The sequence below is a fragment of the Rubellimicrobium roseum genome (assembly GCF_006152145.1).
Taxonomy (GTDB): Bacteria; Pseudomonadota; Alphaproteobacteria; order Rhodobacterales; family Rhodobacteraceae; genus Rubellimicrobium; species Rubellimicrobium roseum.
Genome location: NZ_VDFV01000009.1, coordinates 73,258 through 94,523, shown reverse-complemented (window position 1 = coordinate 94,523; position 21,266 = coordinate 73,258). Strand labels below are relative to the sequence as shown.

The 21,266-nt window shown below is 70.5% G+C and carries 21 protein-coding genes, 1 tRNA gene and 1 riboswitch; of the genes, 9 read left to right on the top strand and 13 right to left on the bottom strand.

Annotation, left to right across the window (positions count from 1 at the left end; all coding sequences use genetic code 11):
- Both FHG71_RS09255 and FHG71_RS09250 read left to right on the top strand, forming a co-directional pair.
- Entirely contained in the window at nucleotides 1–348 is a 348-nt protein-coding gene (locus tag FHG71_RS09255; protein ID WP_139081341.1) for a hypothetical protein, read from the top strand.
- Entirely contained in the window at nucleotides 348–1,055 is a 708-nt protein-coding gene (locus tag FHG71_RS09250) for a polysaccharide deacetylase family protein (RefSeq protein ID WP_139081340.1), read from the top strand. The genes FHG71_RS09255 and FHG71_RS09250 overlap by 1 nt, the downstream gene beginning before the upstream one ends.
- Here the strand turns inward: FHG71_RS09250 and FHG71_RS09245 are convergent.
- The 4 genes from FHG71_RS09245 to FHG71_RS09230 form a co-directional block, all read right to left on the bottom strand.
- On the bottom strand, nucleotides 1,033–1,668 hold the full coding sequence (locus FHG71_RS09245) for a hypothetical protein (protein ID WP_139081339.1): 636 nt from the start codon (nucleotides 1,666–1,668) through the stop codon (nucleotides 1,033–1,035). The genes FHG71_RS09250 and FHG71_RS09245 overlap by 23 nt on opposite strands.
- Nucleotides 1,669–2,730 carry an ABC transporter ATP-binding protein gene (locus tag FHG71_RS09240; RefSeq protein ID WP_139081338.1) on the bottom strand — a complete coding sequence of 354 codons (1,062 nt, stop codon included), beginning with the start codon at nucleotides 2,728–2,730 and terminating at the stop codon, nucleotides 1,669–1,671.
- A 60-nt stretch (nucleotides 2,731–2,790) separates the two neighbouring features.
- Nucleotides 2,791–3,384: an NAD(P)H-dependent oxidoreductase gene (locus FHG71_RS09235; protein WP_139081337.1), complete on the bottom strand. Its 594-nt coding sequence runs from the start codon at nucleotides 3,382–3,384 to the stop codon at nucleotides 2,791–2,793.
- Nucleotides 3,385–3,617: 233 nt separating this feature from the next.
- On the bottom strand, nucleotides 3,618–4,607 hold the full coding sequence (locus tag FHG71_RS09230) for a potassium channel beta subunit family protein (RefSeq protein ID WP_139081336.1): 990 nt from the start codon (nucleotides 4,605–4,607) through the stop codon (nucleotides 3,618–3,620).
- 100 nt (nucleotides 4,608–4,707) lie between these two features.
- Nucleotides 4,708–4,793, top strand: a riboswitch (TPP riboswitch).
- 44 nt (nucleotides 4,794–4,837) lie between these two features.
- On the opposite strand from FHG71_RS09230, the gene thiB reads away from it, so the two are divergent.
- The 3 genes from thiB to FHG71_RS09215 are packed head-to-tail and all read left to right on the top strand — an operon-like array spanning nucleotide 4,838 to nucleotide 8,026.
- Nucleotides 4,838–5,815, top strand: a complete 978-nt coding sequence (gene thiB, locus FHG71_RS09225; RefSeq protein WP_139081335.1) for a thiamine ABC transporter substrate binding subunit — start codon at nucleotides 4,838–4,840, stop codon at nucleotides 5,813–5,815.
- Between the two features lie 44 nt (nucleotides 5,816–5,859).
- Nucleotides 5,860–7,338 carry an ABC transporter permease family protein gene (locus FHG71_RS09220; protein WP_246045400.1) on the top strand — a complete coding sequence of 493 codons (1,479 nt, stop codon included), beginning with the start codon at nucleotides 5,860–5,862 and terminating at the stop codon, nucleotides 7,336–7,338.
- Entirely contained in the window at nucleotides 7,325–8,026 is a 702-nt protein-coding gene (locus tag FHG71_RS09215) for a thiamine ABC transporter ATP-binding protein (RefSeq protein ID WP_139081333.1), read from the top strand. The genes FHG71_RS09220 and FHG71_RS09215 overlap by 14 nt, the downstream gene beginning before the upstream one ends.
- A 126-nt stretch (nucleotides 8,027–8,152) precedes the next feature.
- Here FHG71_RS09215 and FHG71_RS09210 read toward each other — a convergent pair whose 3' ends face one another.
- From FHG71_RS09210 to dapF, 7 genes are all read right to left on the bottom strand, one after another.
- Nucleotides 8,153–9,025, bottom strand: coding sequence for a cytochrome c1 (locus tag FHG71_RS09210; protein WP_139081332.1), 873 nt, complete (start codon nucleotides 9,023–9,025; stop codon nucleotides 8,153–8,155).
- Nucleotides 9,026–9,036: 11 nt separating this feature from the next.
- On the bottom strand, nucleotides 9,037–10,383 hold the full coding sequence (locus FHG71_RS09205) for a cytochrome b (protein ID WP_139081331.1): 1,347 nt from the start codon (nucleotides 10,381–10,383) through the stop codon (nucleotides 9,037–9,039).
- A gap of 12 nt (nucleotides 10,384–10,395) precedes the next feature.
- Nucleotides 10,396–10,977, bottom strand: coding sequence for a ubiquinol-cytochrome c reductase iron-sulfur subunit (petA, locus tag FHG71_RS09200; protein WP_176559354.1), 582 nt, complete (start codon nucleotides 10,975–10,977; stop codon nucleotides 10,396–10,398).
- A gap of 242 nt (nucleotides 10,978–11,219) precedes the next feature.
- Entirely contained in the window at nucleotides 11,220–11,822 is a 603-nt protein-coding gene (locus FHG71_RS09195) for a glutathione S-transferase (RefSeq protein WP_139081329.1), read from the bottom strand.
- 97 nt (nucleotides 11,823–11,919) lie between these two features.
- Nucleotides 11,920–12,249, bottom strand: a complete 330-nt coding sequence (locus FHG71_RS09190) for a hypothetical protein (protein WP_139081328.1) — start codon at nucleotides 12,247–12,249, stop codon at nucleotides 11,920–11,922.
- Nucleotides 12,250–12,521: 272 nt separating this feature from the next.
- Nucleotides 12,522–13,775, bottom strand: coding sequence for a tRNA (N(6)-L-threonylcarbamoyladenosine(37)-C(2))-methylthiotransferase MtaB (gene mtaB / locus FHG71_RS09185; RefSeq protein WP_139081327.1), 1,254 nt, complete (start codon nucleotides 13,773–13,775; stop codon nucleotides 12,522–12,524).
- On the bottom strand, nucleotides 13,772–14,608 hold the full coding sequence (dapF, locus tag FHG71_RS09180; protein WP_139081326.1) for a diaminopimelate epimerase: 837 nt from the start codon (nucleotides 14,606–14,608) through the stop codon (nucleotides 13,772–13,774). Before dapF ends, mtaB begins: the two co-directional genes overlap by 4 nt.
- 80 nt (nucleotides 14,609–14,688) lie before the next feature.
- Between dapF and FHG71_RS09175 the strand changes: the two genes are divergently transcribed.
- Nucleotides 14,689–14,764 (top strand) — tRNA-Lys (locus FHG71_RS09175).
- Nucleotides 14,765–16,176: 1,412 nt separating this feature from the next.
- Here the strand turns inward: FHG71_RS09175 and FHG71_RS09170 are convergent.
- Together FHG71_RS09170 and FHG71_RS09165 are read right to left on the bottom strand one after the other, a co-directional pair.
- Nucleotides 16,177–17,709: an aldehyde dehydrogenase gene (locus FHG71_RS09170; protein ID WP_139081325.1), complete on the bottom strand. Its 1,533-nt coding sequence runs from the start codon at nucleotides 17,707–17,709 to the stop codon at nucleotides 16,177–16,179.
- 27 nt (nucleotides 17,710–17,736) lie between these two features.
- On the bottom strand, nucleotides 17,737–18,372 hold the full coding sequence (locus tag FHG71_RS09165) for a GntR family transcriptional regulator (protein ID WP_139081324.1): 636 nt from the start codon (nucleotides 18,370–18,372) through the stop codon (nucleotides 17,737–17,739).
- Between the two features lie 330 nt (nucleotides 18,373–18,702).
- On the opposite strand from FHG71_RS09165, the gene FHG71_RS09160 reads away from it, so the two are divergent.
- From FHG71_RS09160 to FHG71_RS09150, 3 genes are read left to right on the top strand one after another with little or no spacing between them, the layout of a single operon-like run.
- Nucleotides 18,703–19,518, top strand: coding sequence for an alpha/beta fold hydrolase (locus FHG71_RS09160; protein ID WP_139081323.1), 816 nt, complete (start codon nucleotides 18,703–18,705; stop codon nucleotides 19,516–19,518).
- A gap of 44 nt (nucleotides 19,519–19,562) precedes the next feature.
- Entirely contained in the window at nucleotides 19,563–20,372 is an 810-nt protein-coding gene (locus FHG71_RS09155) for an ABC transporter ATP-binding protein (protein WP_218014066.1), read from the top strand.
- Nucleotides 20,369–21,235, top strand: coding sequence for an ABC transporter permease (locus tag FHG71_RS09150; protein ID WP_218014065.1), 867 nt, complete (start codon nucleotides 20,369–20,371; stop codon nucleotides 21,233–21,235). The genes FHG71_RS09155 and FHG71_RS09150 overlap by 4 nt, the downstream gene beginning before the upstream one ends.
- Nucleotides 21,236–21,266 lie beyond the last annotated feature (31 nt).

Here is a 21,266-nt window from a genome sequence, read left to right as displayed (position 1 = left end):
ATGATACGACTGGCATTGCCTCCCCTCTCCGAGGCGGAGGTCGAGGCGCGTCTGGCCGACATGGATCGGCTGGGAAGCCGCGATTACAAGGAGATCGGCGTGCCGATGTTCCTCGTGGCCGAAGACCTGACGGAAGGGGGGCCCGCCCCCGTGGCGCGCGACGGCGCGGGCCGCATCCTGGCCCTGCTGCTGGCCGAGGGCGTCGAGGCGTTGCGCACCCGCCGCCCCGACCTGGGGGCCGAGGACATCGCCCGCCTGATCGAGGCGCTGGCCGACCGGCACTTCCTGTCGCTCGCCGTCCCGGCCTTCTCGCGCCAGGCCGACCTGCACACGCGCGAGGCCGCCTGATGGGCGAGCTGCGGCTTCCGGGCTCGTTCGACGAGACGCTGGCGACACTGGTGCAGGGCCTGTCGGCAGGGCGCGTGCTGCGCGTCGTGAACTTCCACGCCACGCCGAGCTGGCGGCGCGACGAATACCGCCGGCAGTTCGAGACCTACGCCCGGCTCTTCGCCCCGATCACGCCCCGGAACTTCGGCACGGCCTTCGACGGCACCTGGGCCGAAGCGCGTCCGGGCCTCATGCCCGTCCTGTTCGAGGGCTTCCGCGACAACGTGGACGTCATGGTGCCGGTGCTGGAGGAGTTCGGCTTCGCGGGCTGGTTCTTCGTTCCCTCGGCCTTTCCGGCGGTGGGCGCGCAGGTCCAGCGCAGCTTCGCCGCCGCGCATATGCTGCACCTGCCCAAGCGCGACGAATACCCGGGCGAGCGGGTGGTGATGACCTGGGACGAGGCGCGCGACCTCGCGGGGCGGGGCCATGGCTTCGCCTGCCACTCGCGCTCGCATTTCGACCTGCAGCCCGACACGCCCGACCACGTGCTCTGGGACGAGATCCACACGGCCGCGACCGAGATGCGGGCGGGGCTGGAGCAGGCGGTCGAGATCTTCTGCTGGCTCCACGGCGCGGAGGCGGGGGTGAACCCGCGCGCCGACGCAATGCTGACGGAGGCGGGCTTCCGCTATCTGTTCTCCAACTTCAAAGTGCAGCGCCTGGCCTGAGCGCGGCCAGCACCAGCATCTCGCCCATCCCCTCGACACGCGCGGCCTCGCCGGGGGCGAGCGCCAGCGTGTGCGCGGGGGGCAGCTCATGCGCGCCCTCCGGCCCCGTGACCCGCGCGGGGCCCGTGAGGTGGACGAGCCGTTCCACCGCGTCCCCCAGCCCCGCCGAGGCGTCGGCTCCGGCCCCGAGCGGGACGAGGCGCAGCGCCAGCCCCGGGCCGTCGAGCGCGAGCGTGCCGTCCTTCGGGCGCAGGGCCAGCGGCGCGAAGGAGGCGTGGGCCCGGACGCGTGCCTCGGCCAATGTCGCGGGAGCCAGCACGGCAATCCGGTAGCCCTGGCCCGGCGGCAGCAGGAGCGCCCAGTCGCCGTCCGCGTCGAGCCGGTGCTCGTCCGCCCCGGCGGCGATCGTCACGGCCCCCGCGAGCAGCACGAGGAGGAGCGCCCCGTCCGCGCTGTGCCCCTCGACAGCGGACCCGTCGGGCAGGTCGTCGATGACCAGCGACAGGAGGTCCCGGAACCTCGTGTCCTCCGGCCCGATCTCCACCGGACGGGGTAGGGGACCCGCGCCGGGCCGCTCGGTCAGGCGGTCGAAGTCGGGCGCGATCACCCGCATTCAGGCCGCCTCGATCCGCTGCCCCTCGCCGTCGAACCAGTGGGCCTGGCCGGGATCGGGCAGGAGCCGCACGGCGTCGCCGGCGCGGGCCGTCACCCGCTCGCGCGCCAGCACCGTCACCGGACGCTCGCCCATCTGCGCCACGAGCAGCGTCTCGGAGCCCGTGGGCTCGACGCTGCGCAGCCGCGCGGGCAGGCCCTGGGGCGCGTCGGCCGGCAGGAGGCGCAGGTGCTCGGGCCGCACCCCGAGCGTGAGGCGCGCGGGGCCGCCGCGGGGCGCGAAGCCCAAAGGCGTCCCGTCGGCCAGCGCCACGCCATCCGGCCCCGGCACGACGTCGAGCAGGTTCATCGCCGGGCTGCCCAGGAAGCCCGCGACGAAGGTGTTGACGGGCCGGTCGTAGAGGTCGAGCGGGCGGCCCTGCTGCTCCACGCGCCCGTCGCGCAGCACGAGAATGCGGTCGGCCATGGTCATCGCCTCGATCTGGTCGTGGGTGACGTAGATCGAGGTGACGCCCAGCCGCGCGTGCAGCTCGCGCAGCTCGGTCCGCATCTGGACGCGCAGCTTGGCGTCGAGGTTCGAGAGCGGCTCGTCGAACAGGAACAGGCGGGGGTTGCGGACGATGGCCCGCCCCATGGCGACGCGCTGCCGCTGCCCGCCCGACAGCTGCCGGGGCGTGCGGTCCAGGAGATGGGCCACCTCCAGCGCCGCCGCGGCGCGGGCCACGGCCGCCTCGATGCTGCGCTTGTCCACCCCGCGCAGGCGCAGCGAGAAGCCCATGTTCTCGGCCACCGTCATGTGGGGGTAGAGCGCGTAGTTCTGGAACACCATGGCGATGTCCCGGTCCTTGGGCGGCACGTCGTTGACCACCGCGCCGTCGATGGCCACCGTGCCCGCGGTGATCTCCTCCAGCCCCGCGATCATCCGCAGGAGCGTGCTCTTGCCGCAGCCCGAGGGGCCTACCAGCACGACGAACTCGCCGTCGCCGATCTCGGCCGAGATGCCGCGCACCACCTCCTGGCCGTCGAAGGCCTTGCGCACGTCGCGCAGCGTGACCCGTGCCATGCCGTGTCTCCCCCTGTCCAAGCGGACATTAGGCGCGACGCGGGGCGAGGCAACCGTTCCTCAGGCCGGCAGCCGGGCGATCCGGGCGCGCACGCGGGCGAGAAAGCGGGCGCGCCGCTCGGGGGTTGCCGTGTCGATGTCATGGAGCGCAAGCCAGAAGGTGCGCGTCCGCCACCCGGTGCAGGCCCGCAAGCCCCGCAGGATCACCTTGCGGCCCGGGGCGCCCATGACCGCCGACCAGAGCCAGCGCGGCGAGCCCAGCGTGGTCACCACGCCCAGGAGCCGCACCTGCGGGAGGCCGGGCACGAGGCCCCTGGGCCCCAGGTGGAAGGCCGCGCCCATCCGCCAGACCCGGTCGAGCCAGCCCTTGAGCATCGCCGGCTGGCTGTACCACCAGGTCGGGTAGACGAGCACGATCCCCTCGGCCCAGCGCAGGTGCTCGATGTGGCGGAGGAGGACGGGGTCATCGGGCGGGCCTCCGTCGTTGTAGCCCCGCCGCTCCTCGGGGCCCATGACCGGGTCGAAGCCCTCGGCATGGAGGTCGAGGGCGCGCACCTCGTGTCCGGCGCCTTCGGCCGTCTCGACGACCGCCCGGAAAAGGGCCGTCCCGAAGCTTTCGGGCACGGGATGGGCATGGACGACGAGAAGGCGCACCGGGGCTCCGCGAAGGGATCACGAAGGCAGGCTAGCCCCGCCGCGCGCCACGCGCGAGGCCGGCGGTCCGAAAAAGGCGGGGTCCAGGCCGGATCGGGCTGGACCCCGAGTTCGGGACCAATGCCAACGCATTGATCTTGCTTGTCCTCTACCTCTGCGGCATCAATAAGGCTCGCTTGCGCTAATTGTTGACGAGTTAGCAACTATGGGGCGAGTGACGCTAGGCCAGGTCCTCAGAACCGGCGTGGCGCCTCGGGCTTGTTCTGCACCACGGCCTCGATCGCCTCCATCACGTCCGGGGTCAGCTTCTCCACCGCGTCCATGGCGGCGAGGTTGTCCTGAAGCTGCGAGAGCCGCGAGGCCCCCAGGATCACCGTCGAGACGCGCGGGTTCCTGAGGCACCAGGCCAGCGCGAGGTGCGTGAGGCTGATCCCCGCGCCGTCGGCGATCTTCTGGAGATCCCGGATCTGGCCGATGCGGCGCTTCCCCTTCTCGCCCTCGAAGATCTCGCGCAGCCATTCGTAGCCCGGCAGGGACGCGCGGCTGTCCTGGGGGATGCCGTCGTTGTACTTGCCGGTGAGGAGCCCCGAGGCGAGCGGCGACCAGATCGTGGTCCCGAGCCCATAGGTGTCGTAGATCGGCGCGTAGTCGCCCTCGACCTTCTCCCGCTCGAACAGGTTGTATTGCGGCTGCTCCATGGTGGGCGGGGTCATGCGCCATTCGCGGGCGACGGCGTGCGCCTCGGTGATCTGCTGGGCAGACCATTCCGAGGTGCCCCAGTAGAGCACCTTCCCCTGCCGGATCAGGTTGTCCATCGCCCGCACCGTCTCCTCAATGGGGGTGTCGATGTCGGGACGGTGGCAGAAGTAGAGGTCGAGGTGATCGACCTGCAGGCGGCGCAGGGCGGCGTGGCAGGCCTCGGTCACGTGCTTGGCCGACAGGCCGCGCTGCGTGGGCTTCTCGCCGCCCCAGAAGACCTTGGAGGAGACGATGAAGGTCTCGCGCTCCCAGCCCAGCTCCTGGAGCGCCTGGCCCATGACGACCTCGGACTGGCCCTGCTCGTAGCCCTCGGCGTTGTCGAAGAAGTTGACGCCCGCGTCGTAGGCTTCGGTCAGGAGCTCCTTGGCGAGGCTCGTGTCGACCTGCTTGGCGAAGGTGACCCAGGACCCGAAGGACAGGGCGCTGACCTGCAGGCCCGACTTGCCCAGGCGGCGGTATTCCATGACGTATCTCCCCTATGACGACGGCGTGTAGCTAGGCCGGGGGCCGGGCGGCGGAAAGAGGCCCCTTGCGCCGCGTCAGCGGAGGGCTATGGTTCGCGCCACCTCGGGGTGCCCGTTCGCGCGGGCTGAGATGCGGCAACGCGAACCCGTCGAACCTGAACCGGCTAGCACCGGCGGAGGGAAGGTCGCCCCGAGGGGCGCTGTTCGTCCGCCGACCCAAAGGACGAACCATGAGACCAACCCTCGCTGCCCTTCTCGCCCTCGCCGCCGCTCCGGCCCTCGCGCAGGACAGGCCCGTGCTGACGGTGCTGACCTACGACAGCTTCACCAGCGAATGGGGCCCCGGCCCCGCGGTGGAGACCGCCTTCGAGGCTGAGTGCGGCTGCGACCTCCGGCTCGTCGCCGGGGGCGACGGGGCGGCGCTGCTGAGCCGCCTCCAGCTCGAGGGCGAGACGACCGAGGCCGACGTGGTGCTGGGGCTCGACTCGAACCTCGTGGCGGCCGCCCGGGCGACGGGGCTCTTCGCGCCGCACGCGGCCGAGGCGGCGCTGGACCTGCCGGTGGACTGGGCCGACGACACCTTCCTGCCCTTCGACTGGGGCTGGTTCTCGGTCGTGGGCCGGGCGGACGAACCCCAGCCCAAGAGCTTCCGCGAGCTGGCCGAGAGCGACGCCTCGCTGGTGATCCAAGACCCGCGCTCCTCGACGCCGGGCCTCGGACTCGTGCTCTGGATCGAGGCCGCCTACGGCGATGAGGCCCCGGCGGTCTGGGAGGCGCTTCGGGACAACATCGTGACCGTCACGCCGGGCTGGTCCGAGGCCTACAACCTCTTCTTGGAAGGCGAGGCGGACCTGGTCCTCAGCTACACGACCTCGCCCGCCTATCACCTGATCGCCGAGGAGGACGCAGGCTACGTCGCGCTGCCCTTCGACGAGGGGCATTACCTGCAGGTCGAGGTCGCGGCCAAGGTCGCCTCGACCGACCAGCCGGAGCTGGCGGACCGCTTCCTGGCCTTCATGCTCTCCGAGGGCTTCCAGGGCGTGATCCCCACGACCAACTGGATGTATCCGGCGGTCACCCCGTCCGCCGGCCTGCCCGAGGGTTTCGAGAGCGTCCGGCCCGCCACGACCCTGTTCCTCGCCCCCGAGGAAGCCGAGGCCCTGCGCGGCCCGGCGGTCGAGGCCTGGCGCGGGGCGCTGTCGCAGTGACCCGGACCGGGGCGCCGCGTCTTCCGGGGGCGCTGGCTGCGCTCATGGTGGCGGGGCTCTGCCTCGGGACCCTCGTCCCCCTCCTGCGCGGCGCGGGGGAGGGGGGATTCGGGGCCGCCGACTGGGCGGCGCTGCGCTTCACGCTGCTTCAGGCGGCGCTCTCGGCCCTCGTCTCGGTGGCGCTGGCCGTTCCGGTCGCCCGCGCGCTGGCGCGGCGGCGCTTTCCGGGGCGGGGGGCGCTCGTCACCCTGCTCGGCGCGCCCTTCCTTCTGCCGGTGATCGTGGCGATCCTCGGGCTCCTCGCGCTCTTCGGGCGCGGGGGCCTCGTCAACGACGCCCTCGCGCTCCTCGGCCTGCCGCGCCTGTCGATCTACGGGCTCCACGGGGTCGTGCTGGCGCATGTCTTCCTGAACCTACCGCTGGCCACGCGGCTGATCCTCCAGGGCTGGCTCGACGTTCCGGCCGAGCGCTTCCGTCTGGCCGCCACGCTGAATGCCCCGGTCTGGGCGGTGATCGAGCGCCCGATGCTGGCCCGGATCGTCCCCGGGGCACTGGCCGCGATCTTCGCCCTCTGCCTCACGAGCTTCTCGGTGGCGCTCATCCTGGGCGGCGGCCCGGCGGCCACGACGCTGGAACTGGCCATCTACCAAGCGATCCGCTTCGAGGCCGACGTGGCCGGGGCGGCGCAGCTCGCGCTGCTCCAATACCTCCTCTGCGGGGCGGCGGCCGGGCTGGCGCTGGGACTCGCTCCGGGCGCGATGGGCGGCGCGGGCCTCGGACGCGCGGTCGAGCGCTGGGACGCGCAGGGCCGCGCCGCCCGCACCGGGGACGCGCTGGCGATCGGCGGGGCGGCGCTGTTCCTCCTTCTGCCGCTCGCCCTGGCGGCGCTGCGGGGGGTCGGGGGCCTGGCCGAGCTTCCGCCCGAGGTCGCAGGGGCGGCAGGGCGCTCGCTCCTCGTGGCACTGGGGGCGACGGCGCTGACGCTGATCCTGGCGCTCGCGCTGGCCATGCGCGGCGGGCACCTCGCCCTGGTCGCGGGGACGCTGCCGCTCGCGGCCTCGGGACTGGTGCTGGGCACGGGGCTTCTCCACCTCCTGCGGCCCCATGTGGCGCTCGCCACCGCAGCGCTCCCCGTGACGGCGCTGGTCGACGCCCTCGTGGCGCTGCCCTTCGCCTTGCGCGCCCTCGCCCCGGCCCTGGCCGAGATCGAGGCGCGGCACGGGAGGCTTGCGGACTCGCTGGGCCTTACGGGGCTCAGGCGGCTGCGGATCGTGCTCCTGCCGCTGCTGCGGCCCGCGCTGGGCTTCGCGGGCGGGCTCGCGGCGGCGCTGTCGGTGGGCAACCTGGGCGCGATCGCGCTCTTTGCCGCCGAGGGGCAGGCGACGCTGCCGCTCCTCATGGCCCGCCTCATGGGCGCCTACCGGATGGAGGCCGCGGCGGGGGTAGGGCTCATGATCCTCGTGCTGGCGCTCGGGCTGTTCTGGGCCTTCGACCGGGGAGGGCGGACCCGTGCTGCGGCTTGAGGGGCTGGAACTGGCGCAGGGCGCGTTCCGCCTTGCTGCCGACCTGTCGGTGCCGCGCGGGGCAACGGTCGCGCTGCTCGGGCCCTCGGGCGGAGGCAAGTCTACGCTCCTCGCCGGGATCGCTGGCTTCCTGCCGCCCCGCGCCGGCCGGGTGCTATGGGACGGGCGGGATCTCGGGCCACTCCCTCCCGGCCAGAGGCCGGCCAGCGTGCTGTTCCAGGACAACAACCTCTTCCCGCATCTTTCGGCCGCGCAGAACGTCGGGCTGGGGCTCCGGCCCTCCCTGCGCCTCTCCTCCCCCGAGCGGGAGCGCGTCGCGGCGGCGCTGGCGCGTGTGGGGCTCCAGGGGCTCGGCGACCGCCGGCCCGCGCAGCTTTCGGGCGGGCAGCAGGCGCGGGCGGCGCTGGCGCGCGTGCTGGTGCAGGAGCGCCCTCTCGTCCTGATGGACGAGCCCTTCGGGGCGCTGGGGCCCGCGCTCAAGGCCGAGATGCTCGCGCTCACCTCCGAGGTGCTGCGCGGCCGGGGCGCCACGCTCCTTCTTGTCACGCACGACCCCGAGGACGCGCGCGCCCTGGCCGATCTGGTCGTCGTGGTGGCCGAGGGCCGGGCCTCGCCTCCGGCACCGACCGCGGCCGTGCTGGCCGACCCGCCCCCGGCGCTGCGGGCCTATCTCGGGCCTCCGGCCTGACGCCTTCCCCGGTCCCAGGCATCCCGAGGAGGCCTTCAGGGGACCGGAGCCGAGCCCTCCTTCCCGAACGCGAAAGGGGCGCCCGGTCGCCCGGACGCCCCTTCGATCCCGTCGCGCGGCCCGGCGTCAGAGGCCGTGCTGGTCGCGGCCGATGGGCTTGCCCGCGGCCTTCACCGGCGCCCAGATGCGCTTGTTGGTGAGGTACAGGAGCGTGGCGAGCACCGTCAGGAAGATGATGCCGGTGAGGCCCGCCTGCTTGCGGGCGTTCAGGTGCGGCTCGGCCGACCACATCAGGAAGGCCGCCACGTCGTGCGACAGCGCCTCGACATGGGTGGGCGAGCCGTCGATGTACTCGACCTGACCGTCCGAGATCGGGGGCGGCATGGCGATCCAGGAGCCCGGCACCGTGTGGTGGCCGTGGTCGTCCTTGCACTCCTCGGGGAAGCCGCCGGCGGCGAAGGCCACGTTGTAGTAGCCCTCGAAGTCCTCGGGGGCGCAGGCCGGGGGCTCCTCGTAGCCGTTCAGCAGCGAGGCGATGTACTCGGCGCCGCCCATGCCGTTGAAGAGCTGGCTCAGGCCCGTGCCGTAGGGGCCTTCGAAGCCCTTGCGGGCCTTGGCCATCAGCGACAGGTCCGGGGCGTTCGCCAGCGCCGAGTGCGGGAAGCGGTCCGCCGGCGTGGCCGTGCGGAAGTCGCCCTCGCCGTCCGCGAGCGTCTCGTCGAAGACCTCGTAGAACTCGGCATAGGCCCGCATCTGGTCCTCGGGCAGTTCGGGGCCGCCGGGCTCGGACAGGTTGCGGAAGGCGACGTAGCTCAGGCCGTGGCAGGAGGCGCAGACCTCGGTGTAGACCTGCAGGCCGCGCTGGAGCTGCATCGTGTCATAGGAGCCGAAGGGCCCCTCGAAGGAGAAGGCGTAGTCGGTGACGTGCCCCTCCCCGGCCGCGAAGGCGGCCGGAGCGGTCAGGGCAAGGGCTGCGCCGAGAGCGAGCGTCTTGAGCATGTCGGGTCCTCTCACTCGGCCGGCTGGCCAGCGAACTGCTTGGTGCCCCCGGTCTGGGGGTCGTAGTGGGCCGCGAAGTCGGCCTCGATGGAGACGGGCGGGGCCACGGGCTTCTCGATCACGCCGAGGAGCGGCAGGATCACCAGGAAGTAGGCGAACCAGTAGGTCGCGCCGATCAGGGCGATGTAGGGGTAGATCCCCTCGGCCGGCATGGCGCCGACCCACATCAGGACGATGAAGTCCACGACCAGCAGCCAGAACCACCACTTGAACATCGGGCGGTAGCGGCCCGAGCGCACGAGCGAGGTGTCGAGCCAGGGCGCCAGCGCCATGACGATGATGGCGCCGAACATGGCGAGCACGCCGAAGAACTTGGCGTCGATCACGCCGAAGCTGATCCAGTCGACGAACATCACCACCCAGACGTCGCCGGTGAAGGCGCGCAGGATCGCGTAGAAGGGCAGGAAGTACCATTCCGGCACGATGTGCGCGGGCGTCACCAGCGCGTTGGCCGGGATGTAGTTGTCCGGGTGGCCCAGGTAGTTCGGCATGAAGCTGACGATCGCCCAGAACACCGCGAGCACGACCGCGAGCGCGTAGAGGTCCTTGAGCACGAAGTAGGGCCAGAAGGGCACGGTGTCGGCGCGGGCCTCCTCCTTGGAGGTGCGGCGGACCTCAACCCCGGTGGGGTTGTTGTTGCCGGTGGTGTGGAAGGCCCAGAAATGGACGAAGGTCAGCCCGAGCAGGATGAACGGCAGCAGGTAGTGCAGCGAGAAGAAGCGGTTCAGCGCCGGCTGGCCCACGGCCCCCGCGCCCAGGAGCCAAGTCTGGATCGACTCGCCCACGAAGGGGATGGCGCCGAAGAGGCCGGTGATCACCGCCGTGCCGTGGAAGGACATCTGGCCCCAGGGCAGCACGTAGCCCATGAAGGCGATGCCCATCATCAGCACGAACATCAGGATGCCGATGATGTAGGTGACCTCGCGCGGCGTCTTGTAGTTGCCGTAATAGAGGTTGCGGAAGATGTGCAGGTACACGGCCACGAACATCAGCGAGGCGCCGTTGGCGTGGAAGTAGCGGAGCATGTGCCCGCCGTTCACGTCGCGCATGATGTGCTCGACCGAGGCGAAGGCCATGTCCACGTGCGGCGTGTAGTGCATGGCGAGGATCACGCCCGTCGCGATCTGCCCCACCAGCGCGAAGGTGAGGATGATCCCCCAGATCCACATCCAGTTCAGGTTCTTGGGCGTGCGGATCGTGACGAAGCCGTGGATCAGCGAGATGATGGGCAGGCGCCGCTCGACCCACTTCTCGGCGCGGGTCTTGGGGATGTAGTCGTCGTGAAGGACACCGGACATCGGGACCTCTCCTCAGCCGAGCTGGATGGTGGTCGCGTCCACGAAGGCCGCGACGGGGACGGGCAGGTTGCGGGGCGCGGGCCCCCGGCGGATGCGGCCCGAGGTGTCGTAGTGCGAGCCGTGGCAGGGGCAGAACCAGCCGCCGAAGTCGCCCGATTCGCCCAGCGGCACGCAGCCCAGGTGGGTGCAGACGCCCATCTGCACGAGCCAGGTGCCCTCGGGCAGCTCGCTGCCCTCGGGGTTGGGCAGGGCGCGGTTCTCGTCGGTGGCGGGAACGTCGTCCAGCAGGTTGGCGTTGTTCGCCGTGGCGTCGACCAGCTCCTCGACCGGCACCTCGCGGGCGGCGGCGATCTCCTCCTCGGTGCGGGCGCGGATGAAGACCGGCTTGCCCTGCCACAGCACGGTGATCTGGGTGCCGGGGGTGACCTCGGCCACGTCCACCCGGATCGAGGCCAGGGCCATGACGTCCGCCGAGGGGTTCATCTGGTTGACGAGGGGCCACACGGCCGCTCCGGTCACCACGGCGCCGGCGCCGGCCGTCGCGTAGTAGATGAAGTCGCGGCGGGTGCCCTGAGGTGCTTCGGTATGCGACAAGGGAACCTCTCTCGGGATGGGGGCGGAAGACCGCCCATAGCGGGTAGGACGCGCGCAGGCGCACCCGTCCATTATGCGCGGCTGTTTATCACCAAATTCCGCTTGGTCCAGCGGACAGAAAGGCGCAGGGCAGGGCGGGGGAACACGATCGTTGGAGGGGTGGCCAAGCCGCCGCGCCCCCACGGACGGCGACCGCCCGCGCCTGCGGGATCGGCTCCCGCGCGGGCCGGGGCCCGCGTCCCTCAGGCCGGGGCGGTGGCCGTCAGGCTCGGCCGCGCGGCCATCTCCGCCTCCCAGGCCGCGAGCCGGGGCCGCCCCTCGCGCCAGCCACGAGCCCCGTGGCGGAAGTCGAGATAGCCCAGCGCGCAGGCAAGCCCGACCTGTCCCATGTCGGGGGGGCCGGCCAGATGCCCCGTCCAGTCCGCCTCCAGCGCATCGAGCGCGCGGGCGACCTTGGCCCACTGCGCCTCGACCCAGTCGGGAAAGCGCTTCTCCTCGGGGCGCAGCCGGGCCTCGTAGGCCATGAGCAGCGCCGAGTCGAGCATCCCCTCCGCCAGCGCCTCCAGCGTCAGCACCTCCCAGAGCCGCGCCTCGGGGTAGAGCCCCGCGCCCCAACGGGCGTCCAAGAAGCGGCAGATCACCCGGCTGTCCACGACCGGCGGCCCCTCGTCGCGGATCAGGACCGGGATGCGGCCCAGGGGGTTCACGCCCGGGATCTGCGGGTCGGTGGCCAAGGCGGTGGTCTGGACCATCACCTCCGCGATCTCGCCCTCGCGGCCCGCCTCGCGCACGAGAACGCGCACCTTGCGCACGTAGGGGGAGGCGGAGGAGATCAGGAGCTTCATGGGCGGGCCTTTCGGGGTTTCTCCGAGCCTAGCCACCGACGCCGACGCGCTCAAGGCGGCGACGCCGGGCCCAGTGGCCGGTGCGGAGGCCCCCCGCTCACGCGAGGTCGCGGCAGAGGCGCACGAAGTCATCGGGGCCGGGGGTGGCCGGACTTCGCAGCGGAGCGTCCAAGCCCGTGTGCAACAGGATGCCGGCCCTTGTCGGGTTCACGCGGATCAGGACGTCGTCCTCTTCGGCGGGGTGCCCGGCATGGAAGCCGCACATCACCTCGCCCGGCAGCCGGACCAGCGCCTGACTGATCGGCCGCAGGCCGGCCGAGTCGCCATGCTTGCCCTCATAGGCCAGCAGGCAGACGGGGGCGCCACCAGCGCGGCGGATCAGGCCGCCGCGCAGGGACCGGGTTCGCGGGGGACGTCGAGCGAACATGGGCAGGTCTCGTTGCTGGGGTGTGCCCTGGCCGGGACCGCTCCCATGCAGCCCGCGCGGTGGTGCAAGTCCGGTTGCGCCCCGATCCGTCCAGGTCCGGCCGTCCGCGGGTGTTGCGCGAATCGGGGGAGGACCGTTCGGTGGTGTGAGGCTTCGTTAACCCTTGGCTGCGATCCTGACCTTACCCCGGCGTCTTCCGCGCCCGGACCGGAGAGCCGCCCATGACGACCCCTTCGCCCGCCTCGCGCCCCTTCGCGCCAACCCGTCAGGGGTCAGGCCGCGAGCCGGCCGGCCTCCACGCCCCGGATCGTCGCCTCAATGATGGCGCCCACGGGCCGCTCCTCGCCGAAGGCGACCTCGGCGAACTGCTCGGTGCGCCCCAGGGTCGCGCTTTCCATCAGCACGAGGTGGCGACGCCCGACCTGCGCGTCGAGATGCCGGCGCGCGGCCTCCTCTCCGGCCGCCCGCAGCCGCGCCGCGCGTTCCCGGATCACCGGGCCTGGCACGGCGGGCATCTTGGCGGCGGGCGTGCCCTTGCGGGGGGAGAAGGGGAAGACATGCAGCCAGGTCAGCCCGCAATCCTCGATCAGCCCCAGGGAGCCCTCGAACATCGCCTCGGTCTCGGTCGGGAAGCCGGCGATGAGATCGGCGCCGAAGGTCACGTCGGGCCGAAGGCTGCGCGCCTCCTCGCAGAAGCGCAGGGCGTCGTCGCGCAGGTGCCGCCGCTTCATGCGCTTGAGCGTGAGATCGTGTCCGGCCTGCAGGGACAGGTGCAGGTGCGGCATGAGGCGCGGCTCGGTGGCGAGGGCTTCCATCAGGCGCGGATCGGCCTCGATCGAGTCGATCGAGGAGATGCGCAGCCGCGCGAGGCCGGGAACGAGCCTGAGGACCTGCAGCACGAGGTCCCCGAGCTTCGGCCCGCCCGGCAGGTCCGCGCCCCAGGAGGTGAGGTCCACGCCGGTCAGCACGACCTCCAGGAAGCCCTTGTCCACGAGTCGCGCGATCTGGTCCACCACCACGCCCGCGGGCACCGAGCGGGAGTTCCCCCGGCCGAACGGGATGATGCAGAAGGTGCAGCGGTGGTCGCAGCCGTTCTGGACCTGCACATAGGCCCGCGCGCGGGTGCCGAAGCCGTCGATCAGGTGGCTCGCCGTTTCCCTCACCGACATGATGTCGTCCACGAGGACGCGTTCGGTCTCGCCCACGAAGTCGGGGGCAAGCCGCGTCCAGGCGCCGGGGTCCAGCTTCTCGGCATTGCCGAGGACGAGGCCGACCTCGGGCATGGCGGCGAAGGTCTCGGGCTCGATCTGCGCGGCGCAGCCCGTGACGACCACGCGGGCGCCGGGGTTCTCACGCGCCAGCCGCCGGATCTCCTGCTTGGCCTTGCGCACGGCCTCCTGGGTGACGGCGCAGGTGTTGACCACCACGGCGTCGCCCACGCCCGCCTGCGCGGCGAGCGTCTTCATCGCCTCGGTTTCCCAGGCGTTGAGCCGGCAGCCCAGCGTGGCGAAGACGGGTGCCTTCATGCGAACGACTCCAGGAAGGCGGGGGTGAGGACCCCCGAGAAGACATGCGCCGTGGGGCCGGTCATCCAGACCCCGTCCTCGGCCCAGCGGATGCGCAGTTCACCCCCGTCCAGGACCACCGTCACGTCCCGATCGGCCAGCCCCCGCCGCGCCGCCGCGACAGACACCGCGCAGGAGGACGAGCCCGAGGCCAGCGTGTATCCCGCGCCGCGCTCCCAGACCCGCATCCTGAGGCGGTCGCGCGCCAGCACCTGCACGACCTGCACGTTCGTGCGCTGCGGGAAGAGCGGGTGGTGCTCATGCGCCGGGCCGAAGGTGGAGAGGTCCACCGCCTCCACGTCTGGAACGAAGAAGGTGCAGTGCGGATTGCCCATCGAGGTCGCCGTGGGCGCCCCCCCGATGGGAAGCTCCAGTGTGTCCATCGCCTCGGCGAGCGGGATCTCGTGCCACAGGAGCCGCGGCGGCCCCAGGTTGACCGCCGTGAGGCCCTCTCCGGCGTCGCGCGCCTCCAGCACGCCCCGCTCTGTGGCGAGGGTCAGCGCCGAGCGTCCTGTCCGGTCCAGCTCGGCCCGCGCGATGCAGCGCGTCGCATTGCCGCAGGTCGACGACTCGGAGCCGTCGGCGTTCCAGAACCGCAGGGCGAGGTCGGCCCGGTCCGAGTCCTCGATCAGCGCGAGCTGGTCGAAGCCCACGCCACGGTGCCGGTCGCCCAGCGCGCGCGCGAGCGCAGGCGTCATCGCCACGCGCGCCGGGCGGCCGTCGATCACCAGGAAGTCGTTGCCGAGCCCGTGCATCTTGGCGAAGGGCAGGCCTGTGTCTCTCATGTCACGCATGGCGCTCACTTACTCTCGATGCCTCTCCCTTTCCAGAGCCCCTTGACCCCGCCGGCTCAGGGCCATATGTCGCCCCCCGTGGGCCGTTAGCTCAGTTGGTAGAGCAACTGACTCTTAATCAGTTTGTCGTAGGTTCGATCCCTACACGGCTCACCACTCTACCAGAGGAATCAGGAAATCAGGTAACTCCCCAGCGGGGGTGGTCCGACTGTGTGCGAGTCCAACAGCTATCGTGATCCTGCATGTGAAGTAGGGCGCCGTGGTTGACTGCGCATGGCTTGTGATCGGTGCAGCTTGTCGGTGGCCACAGTGCCTTTCGGGTGTCCAGGCGTCACACCTTACCGGAGAAGTCCTCGGTGAGCGCCTCTCCGTGGATGTGCGTGAGTTCCTTTCCGGCAGCCAGACTGGCTGAGCGCCCCAGGGCAATACTCTTCGTGAGTTCGCTGCCGGAAGCTTATGATCGCACTTCTCGCTACCACGGAAGTGGAACCGGATTGTCCGTGTACCACTTCGGCGGCCGTCATCACGTCAGCCCGCGGGCGGCGAGGGATCTTTGCGGGTGTCCGATTGCGGGTCTCGGGTGCGCCTCTCCGCTACAGCCCGGAGCACCAAGGTGGCGCTCTATGGCCACGATCAGGGTAAGTGCTTTCATCATCAGGTGATGCGTGGGGTGTCACGGCAAGTGCGATGCACCTCTACCCTGATGGGCTGGGTTCCCGGCGGCGGACGGGAAGGTAAGCGCAGGCAATACGCAGGACGACTGGTTCCAGCACAGTTCCCTCAAGTACAAGGACGAGCAAGCCGCACGTGGTATCTAGATGTTCATGCTGAGCCGGGCGCTCGACCTAAGTCAGCGCCTACTTCACTCTTATGGCAGGCTCGCTTGCTGAACTCGGGTGATGCCCCCTTGTGGGCGGACGGGGCTGGGCGGGTTGGCAACGGGAGAGGAGCGCGCCGGCCCCGCGGCGACTCAGGCTCGGCTGAGACGGAAGGCACAGGTCGGGCCGCTGCGGCGCGAGGTGACGGGGCCTGTCGCGCGCCTGCGGACGCGGGTCAAGCCGAGCCGGCCCGTGCCGGACCTCGGCCTGCCCTGCCGCTTGGGCACAGGTTACCGCCCGCAAGCTGGTTCCGTCGCCGTCGCGGCCCGGAGTGTCACGGCTGCCCTACCCGCCCGAAGCCCGGGCCCGCCACGCAGTGTTGCGAGCGAGCCGCCGTATCGCCCGGGCGGTCCGGTGCCACGGGCGCGGCCATGCTCGGCAGCGCCCCAGGGAGGCGAAGAGGCGCGGCCCGGCGCCCCAGGCGAACGGCTCTCGGCCCGCCTCCCCGACCGCTCTGCCGCCGCGTTTCGGGCCCACGCCGCCCTTCCCGGCCGCTTCAGGCTTCCCGACCCTCCGGGAGGGTGCGCGTCGCCTGACGCAGATCGGAACCGGTGGCTGTTCGCCCTTACGCCGAGGTCCGCAACAGAACCGCTTCTTGTCGCGGTTATCACGGTCAGGCTGCTCTTCCAGTCCTGACCCGATTGCTGCGGTCTGTTCCTGTTGCCCCATCGGGTCAGAGCAGGACCTGTCTCAGTTCAGACGGCGTGGGCCGGTGCTGTCCTGATACCAGTCGAACGGCTTGTCGGTCATGTTGACCATCACGCTCTTGACGTCGAAGTGCTCGTCGAACGACTCCGAGCCGAACTCGCGCCCGGTGCCGGACAGCTTGACGCCCCCCCACGGCGAGGCGGGATCGAGCCGGTGGTGGTCGTTGACCCAGACGATGCCGCAGTCGATGGCCGCGGCCACGCGATGCGCGCGCGCAACGTCCTTCGTGCGGATCGCCGCTGCCAGTCCGAACGGCGAGTTGTTGGCGAGCTGGATGGCCTCCTCCTCGGTGGAAAAGGGCGTGACCGAGGTGAAGGGGCCGAACACCTCTTCCTGGAAGATGCGCATCTCGGGGCTCACGTCGGCAAAGACGGTCGGCTCGACGAAGAAGCCGCCGGCCTCCGCCAGCGACTCGGGCACTTGGCCGCCAGCAACGAGCCGCGCGCCTTCGTCGAGGCCGATACGGGCGTAGTCCAGGACACGCTGGCGCTGCTTTTCCGAGATCACGGGGCCGAGCTGCGTGTCCGGGTCCGTGGGGTCGCCGATGCGGATCGACTTGGCCTTGGTGGCGAGCTTCTCGACGAACTCGTCGTAGATGTCGCGATGCACGATGTGGCGGCTGGCGCAGACGCAGGTCTGGCCCGCCCCGATGAAGGCACCGAACGCCGCGTAGTTCACCGCCTGGTCCACGTCGAAGTCCGGGAACACCAGAACGGGAGTCTTGCCGCCCAGCTCGAGGGTCTGGCGCGCGAAGTTGCGCCCCGCGAGCGCGCCCGCGATCTGCCCGGCCTCCGTGCCGCCCGTCAGCACGAGCTTGTTGAGGCCGGGATGCTCGGCCAGGTACTTGCCCGTGGTGGGGCCGAGGCCGGTGACGACGTTGAACACGCCGTCCGGCAGGCCGGCCTCCGTGAAGATCTGCGCAAGCCGGAGCGTCGTGAGCGGCGTGTACTCGGAGGGCTTCACGACCGTGACGCAGCCCGAGGCGAAGACCGGCGCCAGGCTCTTGCACATGATCATGAGCGGATGGTTGAAGGGCGTGCAGTTGCCGACCACGCCGATGGGCGTGCGCTGGGTGTAGTTGAGGTAGTCACCCTCGACCGGGATGACCGAGTCGCGCCGCGCCAGAGCGAGGCCCGCATTGTAGCGGAAGAAGTCGGGCAGCCGGCGAAGCTGGGCCCGGGTCTCGTTGACGGGGCGGCCGTTGTTCATCGTCTCGAGCTGGTACAGTTCGTCGAGATGGGCCTCGAAGGCGTCGGCCAGCTTATTGACGAGCTTGGCGCGCTCGCGCAGCGGCATCCCGCCCCATTCGCGGCTCCTGAAGGCCCGGCGCGCGCTGCGGATGGCGCGGTCCACGTCCGAGGCGTCGGCGTGACCTATCCGCGCCACGACCTCGCCGGTCGCCGGGTTGCGCACGTCAAGGAGCTCGGGATGGCTCGCGGCGACCTCGCGGCCGTCGATGAAGAGGCCGTGGGTCACGACCCGGACCTCGGGACGTTCGAGTTCGGACACAGACATGATTTCTCCCTTGTCCTTGGTGGCGGGTCAGGCCTGGACCACGGCCCATTCGAGGGCCGTGACCAAGCGCTTTTCGCCGGAGCGGATGTGGTTCTTGAGCAGGGTGACGGCGGCCTTGGCGTCGCGGGCCTGCACGGCGTCGATGATGGCCCCGTGCTCCTCGACGAGCTTTTGCGGGTCGCGGCCGCGCACCGCGTTGAGGCTGACGCGAACGAGGCGGTCCATCTCCTCGATGAGGTCGCAGCTCGCCCTTGCCATGCGCGCGTTGCCCGAGGCGCGGGCCAGGGCGCAGTGGAAATCGCGGTTGTATTCGATGAAGGGATTGGGGCCCTCGCCCGCGAACTCGCGGAAGCGGTCGAGGTCGTGAAGCTGCGCCTCGCTCGCGTTGCGGGCCGCCTCGGCGATGCAGGCGAGTTCCAGCACCTGCCGAAAGCCGAACATGTCATGCGCATCCGATAGCGAGATCGGCGCCACCCGGTAGCCTTGGCGCGGCATCACCGTGACGAGCTTCTCCCTCTCGAGTTGGAGCAGCGCTTCTCGAACGGGGGACTTGCTGACCCCGAAGCGCGTCGCAAGCTCCTGCTCGCGCAGCTCGCTGCCGGGCGCAAGCGCGCAGGTCAGGATGTCGTTGCGCAGGCTCGAGTAGATGTCGTTGCGAAGCAAGGATGAGCCTCCGGGTGAACTCTAGAGGTGTCTTTGATCTGCTGTTAGCTTTCTGTGAGATATCACGTCAACCCACAATTCGAGCTGAGTGACTTCGTGGACGCAGGCTGATATCGCGTTTTGACCCTGTTTGGCAGGATTATGTCTAAAATGTAGTGCACCGCAGGAAGCTCTTGACACTGTCTTGGCGGCTTTGAGATATCAATGGTCAAGTCTGATGTAGAACTTGGCGCATCAGGGGAAAGCCAAGTCCAAGACGGTGATATGCATGAGCGGATGGGGATCTTGCCCCTAAGTCATGCCTTTCGTTCCGCATCCAAAGGAGAAGTTATGCCGCGCGTGACCATACAAGGCGCCGAACTCGAATACGACGAGATCGGGCACGGGCGTCCCCTGGTCCTGCTCCATTCGCTGCTGGCCGACCGTTCGGCCTTCGCGCACGTGGCTCCGCTGCTCGCCCCGGGCCGCCGCCTGCTCATGGTGAGTCTGCCCGGTTTCGCGGGCTCCTCGGCGGCCGAGCCCAGCATCGAGGCCTATGCGGACCGCATCGCGGGCCTGTTCGGGGCGCTCGACCTGGCCGTGGAAACGGACGTGCTCGGCAACGGCTTCGGCGGCTTCGTCGCAGTCGCCCTGGCAATCCGGCACGGCGGTCTGTTCGACCGGCTCGTGCTGGCCGACACGGGCATGGCCTTCTCGCCGGAGGGGCGGGGCGCGTTCCATGTCATGGCCTCAAAGGCGTCCGAGGGGGGCATGCCGGCGCTCGTCGACATCGCCATCCGGCGGCTCTTCCCCGAGGACTACATCCAGGCAAACCTCGACACGGTCGCGCGCTGCCGGGAGGCGCTGCTGCGCACGGACCCGGAGATGTTCGCGCGCGCCTGCCAGGTCTTGGCCACGCTCGACCTGAGCGGGCAGGTTCCGGGCATCCGCAACTCCACGCTGGTCATGGTGGGCAGCCTCGACGCCGCCACACCGCCCGCCATGTCCCGCGCCCTCGCGGCCGCCATCCCGGGGGCGCGGTTCCTGGAACTCGACGGGCTCGGCCATGCGCCGCACGTGCAGGCACCCGCGCGGTTCGCGGGCGCCCTGTCCGACTTCCTGGCCGTCCCACATCCGGCCGCCGACGCGAAACGGGCGCAAGCATGAGCCTCGTCCAACTCCGAGCAACCAGCCATCAGGGAGACGGCAAAGTGATCCAGTCCCAGATCGCGACCGAGAGGGTCATGGCGCAGCCCTACGCCGCCACGCGTCAGGCCATCGAGGCGCAGCAGGTCGAGAAGCGCTTCGGCAGCGTCCTGGCGGTCGAGAATGCCAGCTTCACCATCGAGCCCGGGTCGTTCATCTCCATCGTCGGCCCTTCGGGCTGCGGCAAGTCGACCTTGCTGCGGATGATCGCGGGCCTGATCCCCAAGACGACCGGAAGCCTGATGGTCCACGGCTCCGAGGTCACGGGTCCCCGGGGCGATGTCGGCGTCATGTTCCAGAAGCCCACGCTGCTGGACTGGAAGACGGTCATCGAGAACGTCCTGCTGCCCACCAAACTCAAGGGCCGGGTGACCGACGCGGACCGCCGTCGCGCCGTGGAACTCCTCCACCTCGTCGGGCTCCAGGACTTCGCCCATGCCTTCCCGCGCCACTTGTCGGGCGGGATGCAGCAGCGGGTGGCCCTGGCGCGCCTCCTCAACGTCGGCACCGACATCCTGCTGCTTGATGAGCCATTCGGCGCGCTGGACGAGTTCACGCGCGAGCACCTCAACGTCGAGCTGTCGCGCATCGTGGCCGAGGTGAACACGACCTCGGTCTTCGTCACCCACAACATCGCCGAAGCCATCTTCCTGGCCGACAAGGTGTTCGTGATGACGCCGCGCCCGGGGCGGCTCGCGGCCATCGTCGACGTGCCCTTCGAGAAGCCGCGCGACATCTCGCTGCTCCTGACGCCCGAGTTCAACGCGCTGGTGGCCCGGGTGCGCAACATCTTCGCCACGGGGAAAGATCTATGACCATGGACGCCACCTTCGAGACGTCGTCATCCGCGCCCAAGGCACGAGCCATGCCGTCCGTGGGCTCCGTGCGGATCATCAACCACCTGCTGATCCTGACGGTCGTGCTGGGAGTATGGGAACTGGCCTCGCGCATGGGATGGGTGGACTCTCTGATCCTGCCTGCGCCGACGGCCATCGCCGCGTCCTTTTGGCAGATCGCCGTCGTGGACCGCCTGATGTGGTGGCATTTCGGCGTGACCCTCTATGAGTCCCTGGTGGGCTTCGTGGTCGGCTCGACCATCGGGATCGCTCTCGCCATCGCCGCCGCGCTTTGGGAGCCGTTCCGCCGCTACAGCGCCCCCTACATCGTCGGCCTTCAGGTCACGCCGCGCATCGCGCTGGCGCCCATCGTGATCGCTTGGCTGGGCTTCGGCACGCTGCCCAACATCGGCATCGCGGCGCTGCTGTGTTTCTTTCCGCCCTTCCTGAACACGCTGACCGGGCTCACGGCGGTGGACCGCGACTGCCTCGAGATGTTCCGCTCGCTTCAGGCGAAGAAGCACCAGGTCTTCACCCAGCTCATGCTGCCCAGCGCCATGCCCGTCATCATGGCCGGCCTCAAGACCGGGATGACCATGGCCCTGATCGGGGCCATCGTGGGCGAGTTCATCTCGGCCAGCGAGGGCATGGGCGTGCTGATGCAGCGTTTCACCTTCGCGCTCAACATGTCGGGGACCTTCGCGGTGCTGCTGGCGCTGACCTTCATGGGCCTGCTGCTCTTCGCCATCATGGAGTGGCTGGACAACCGCATCGTCTTCTGGCGCCACGACGCCCGCATGCTCGAGATCACGCGCCGCCTGAACGCCAAGAACAAAGCCTGACCACCGGTACGGGGGCCCGCGGGAGGAGCGG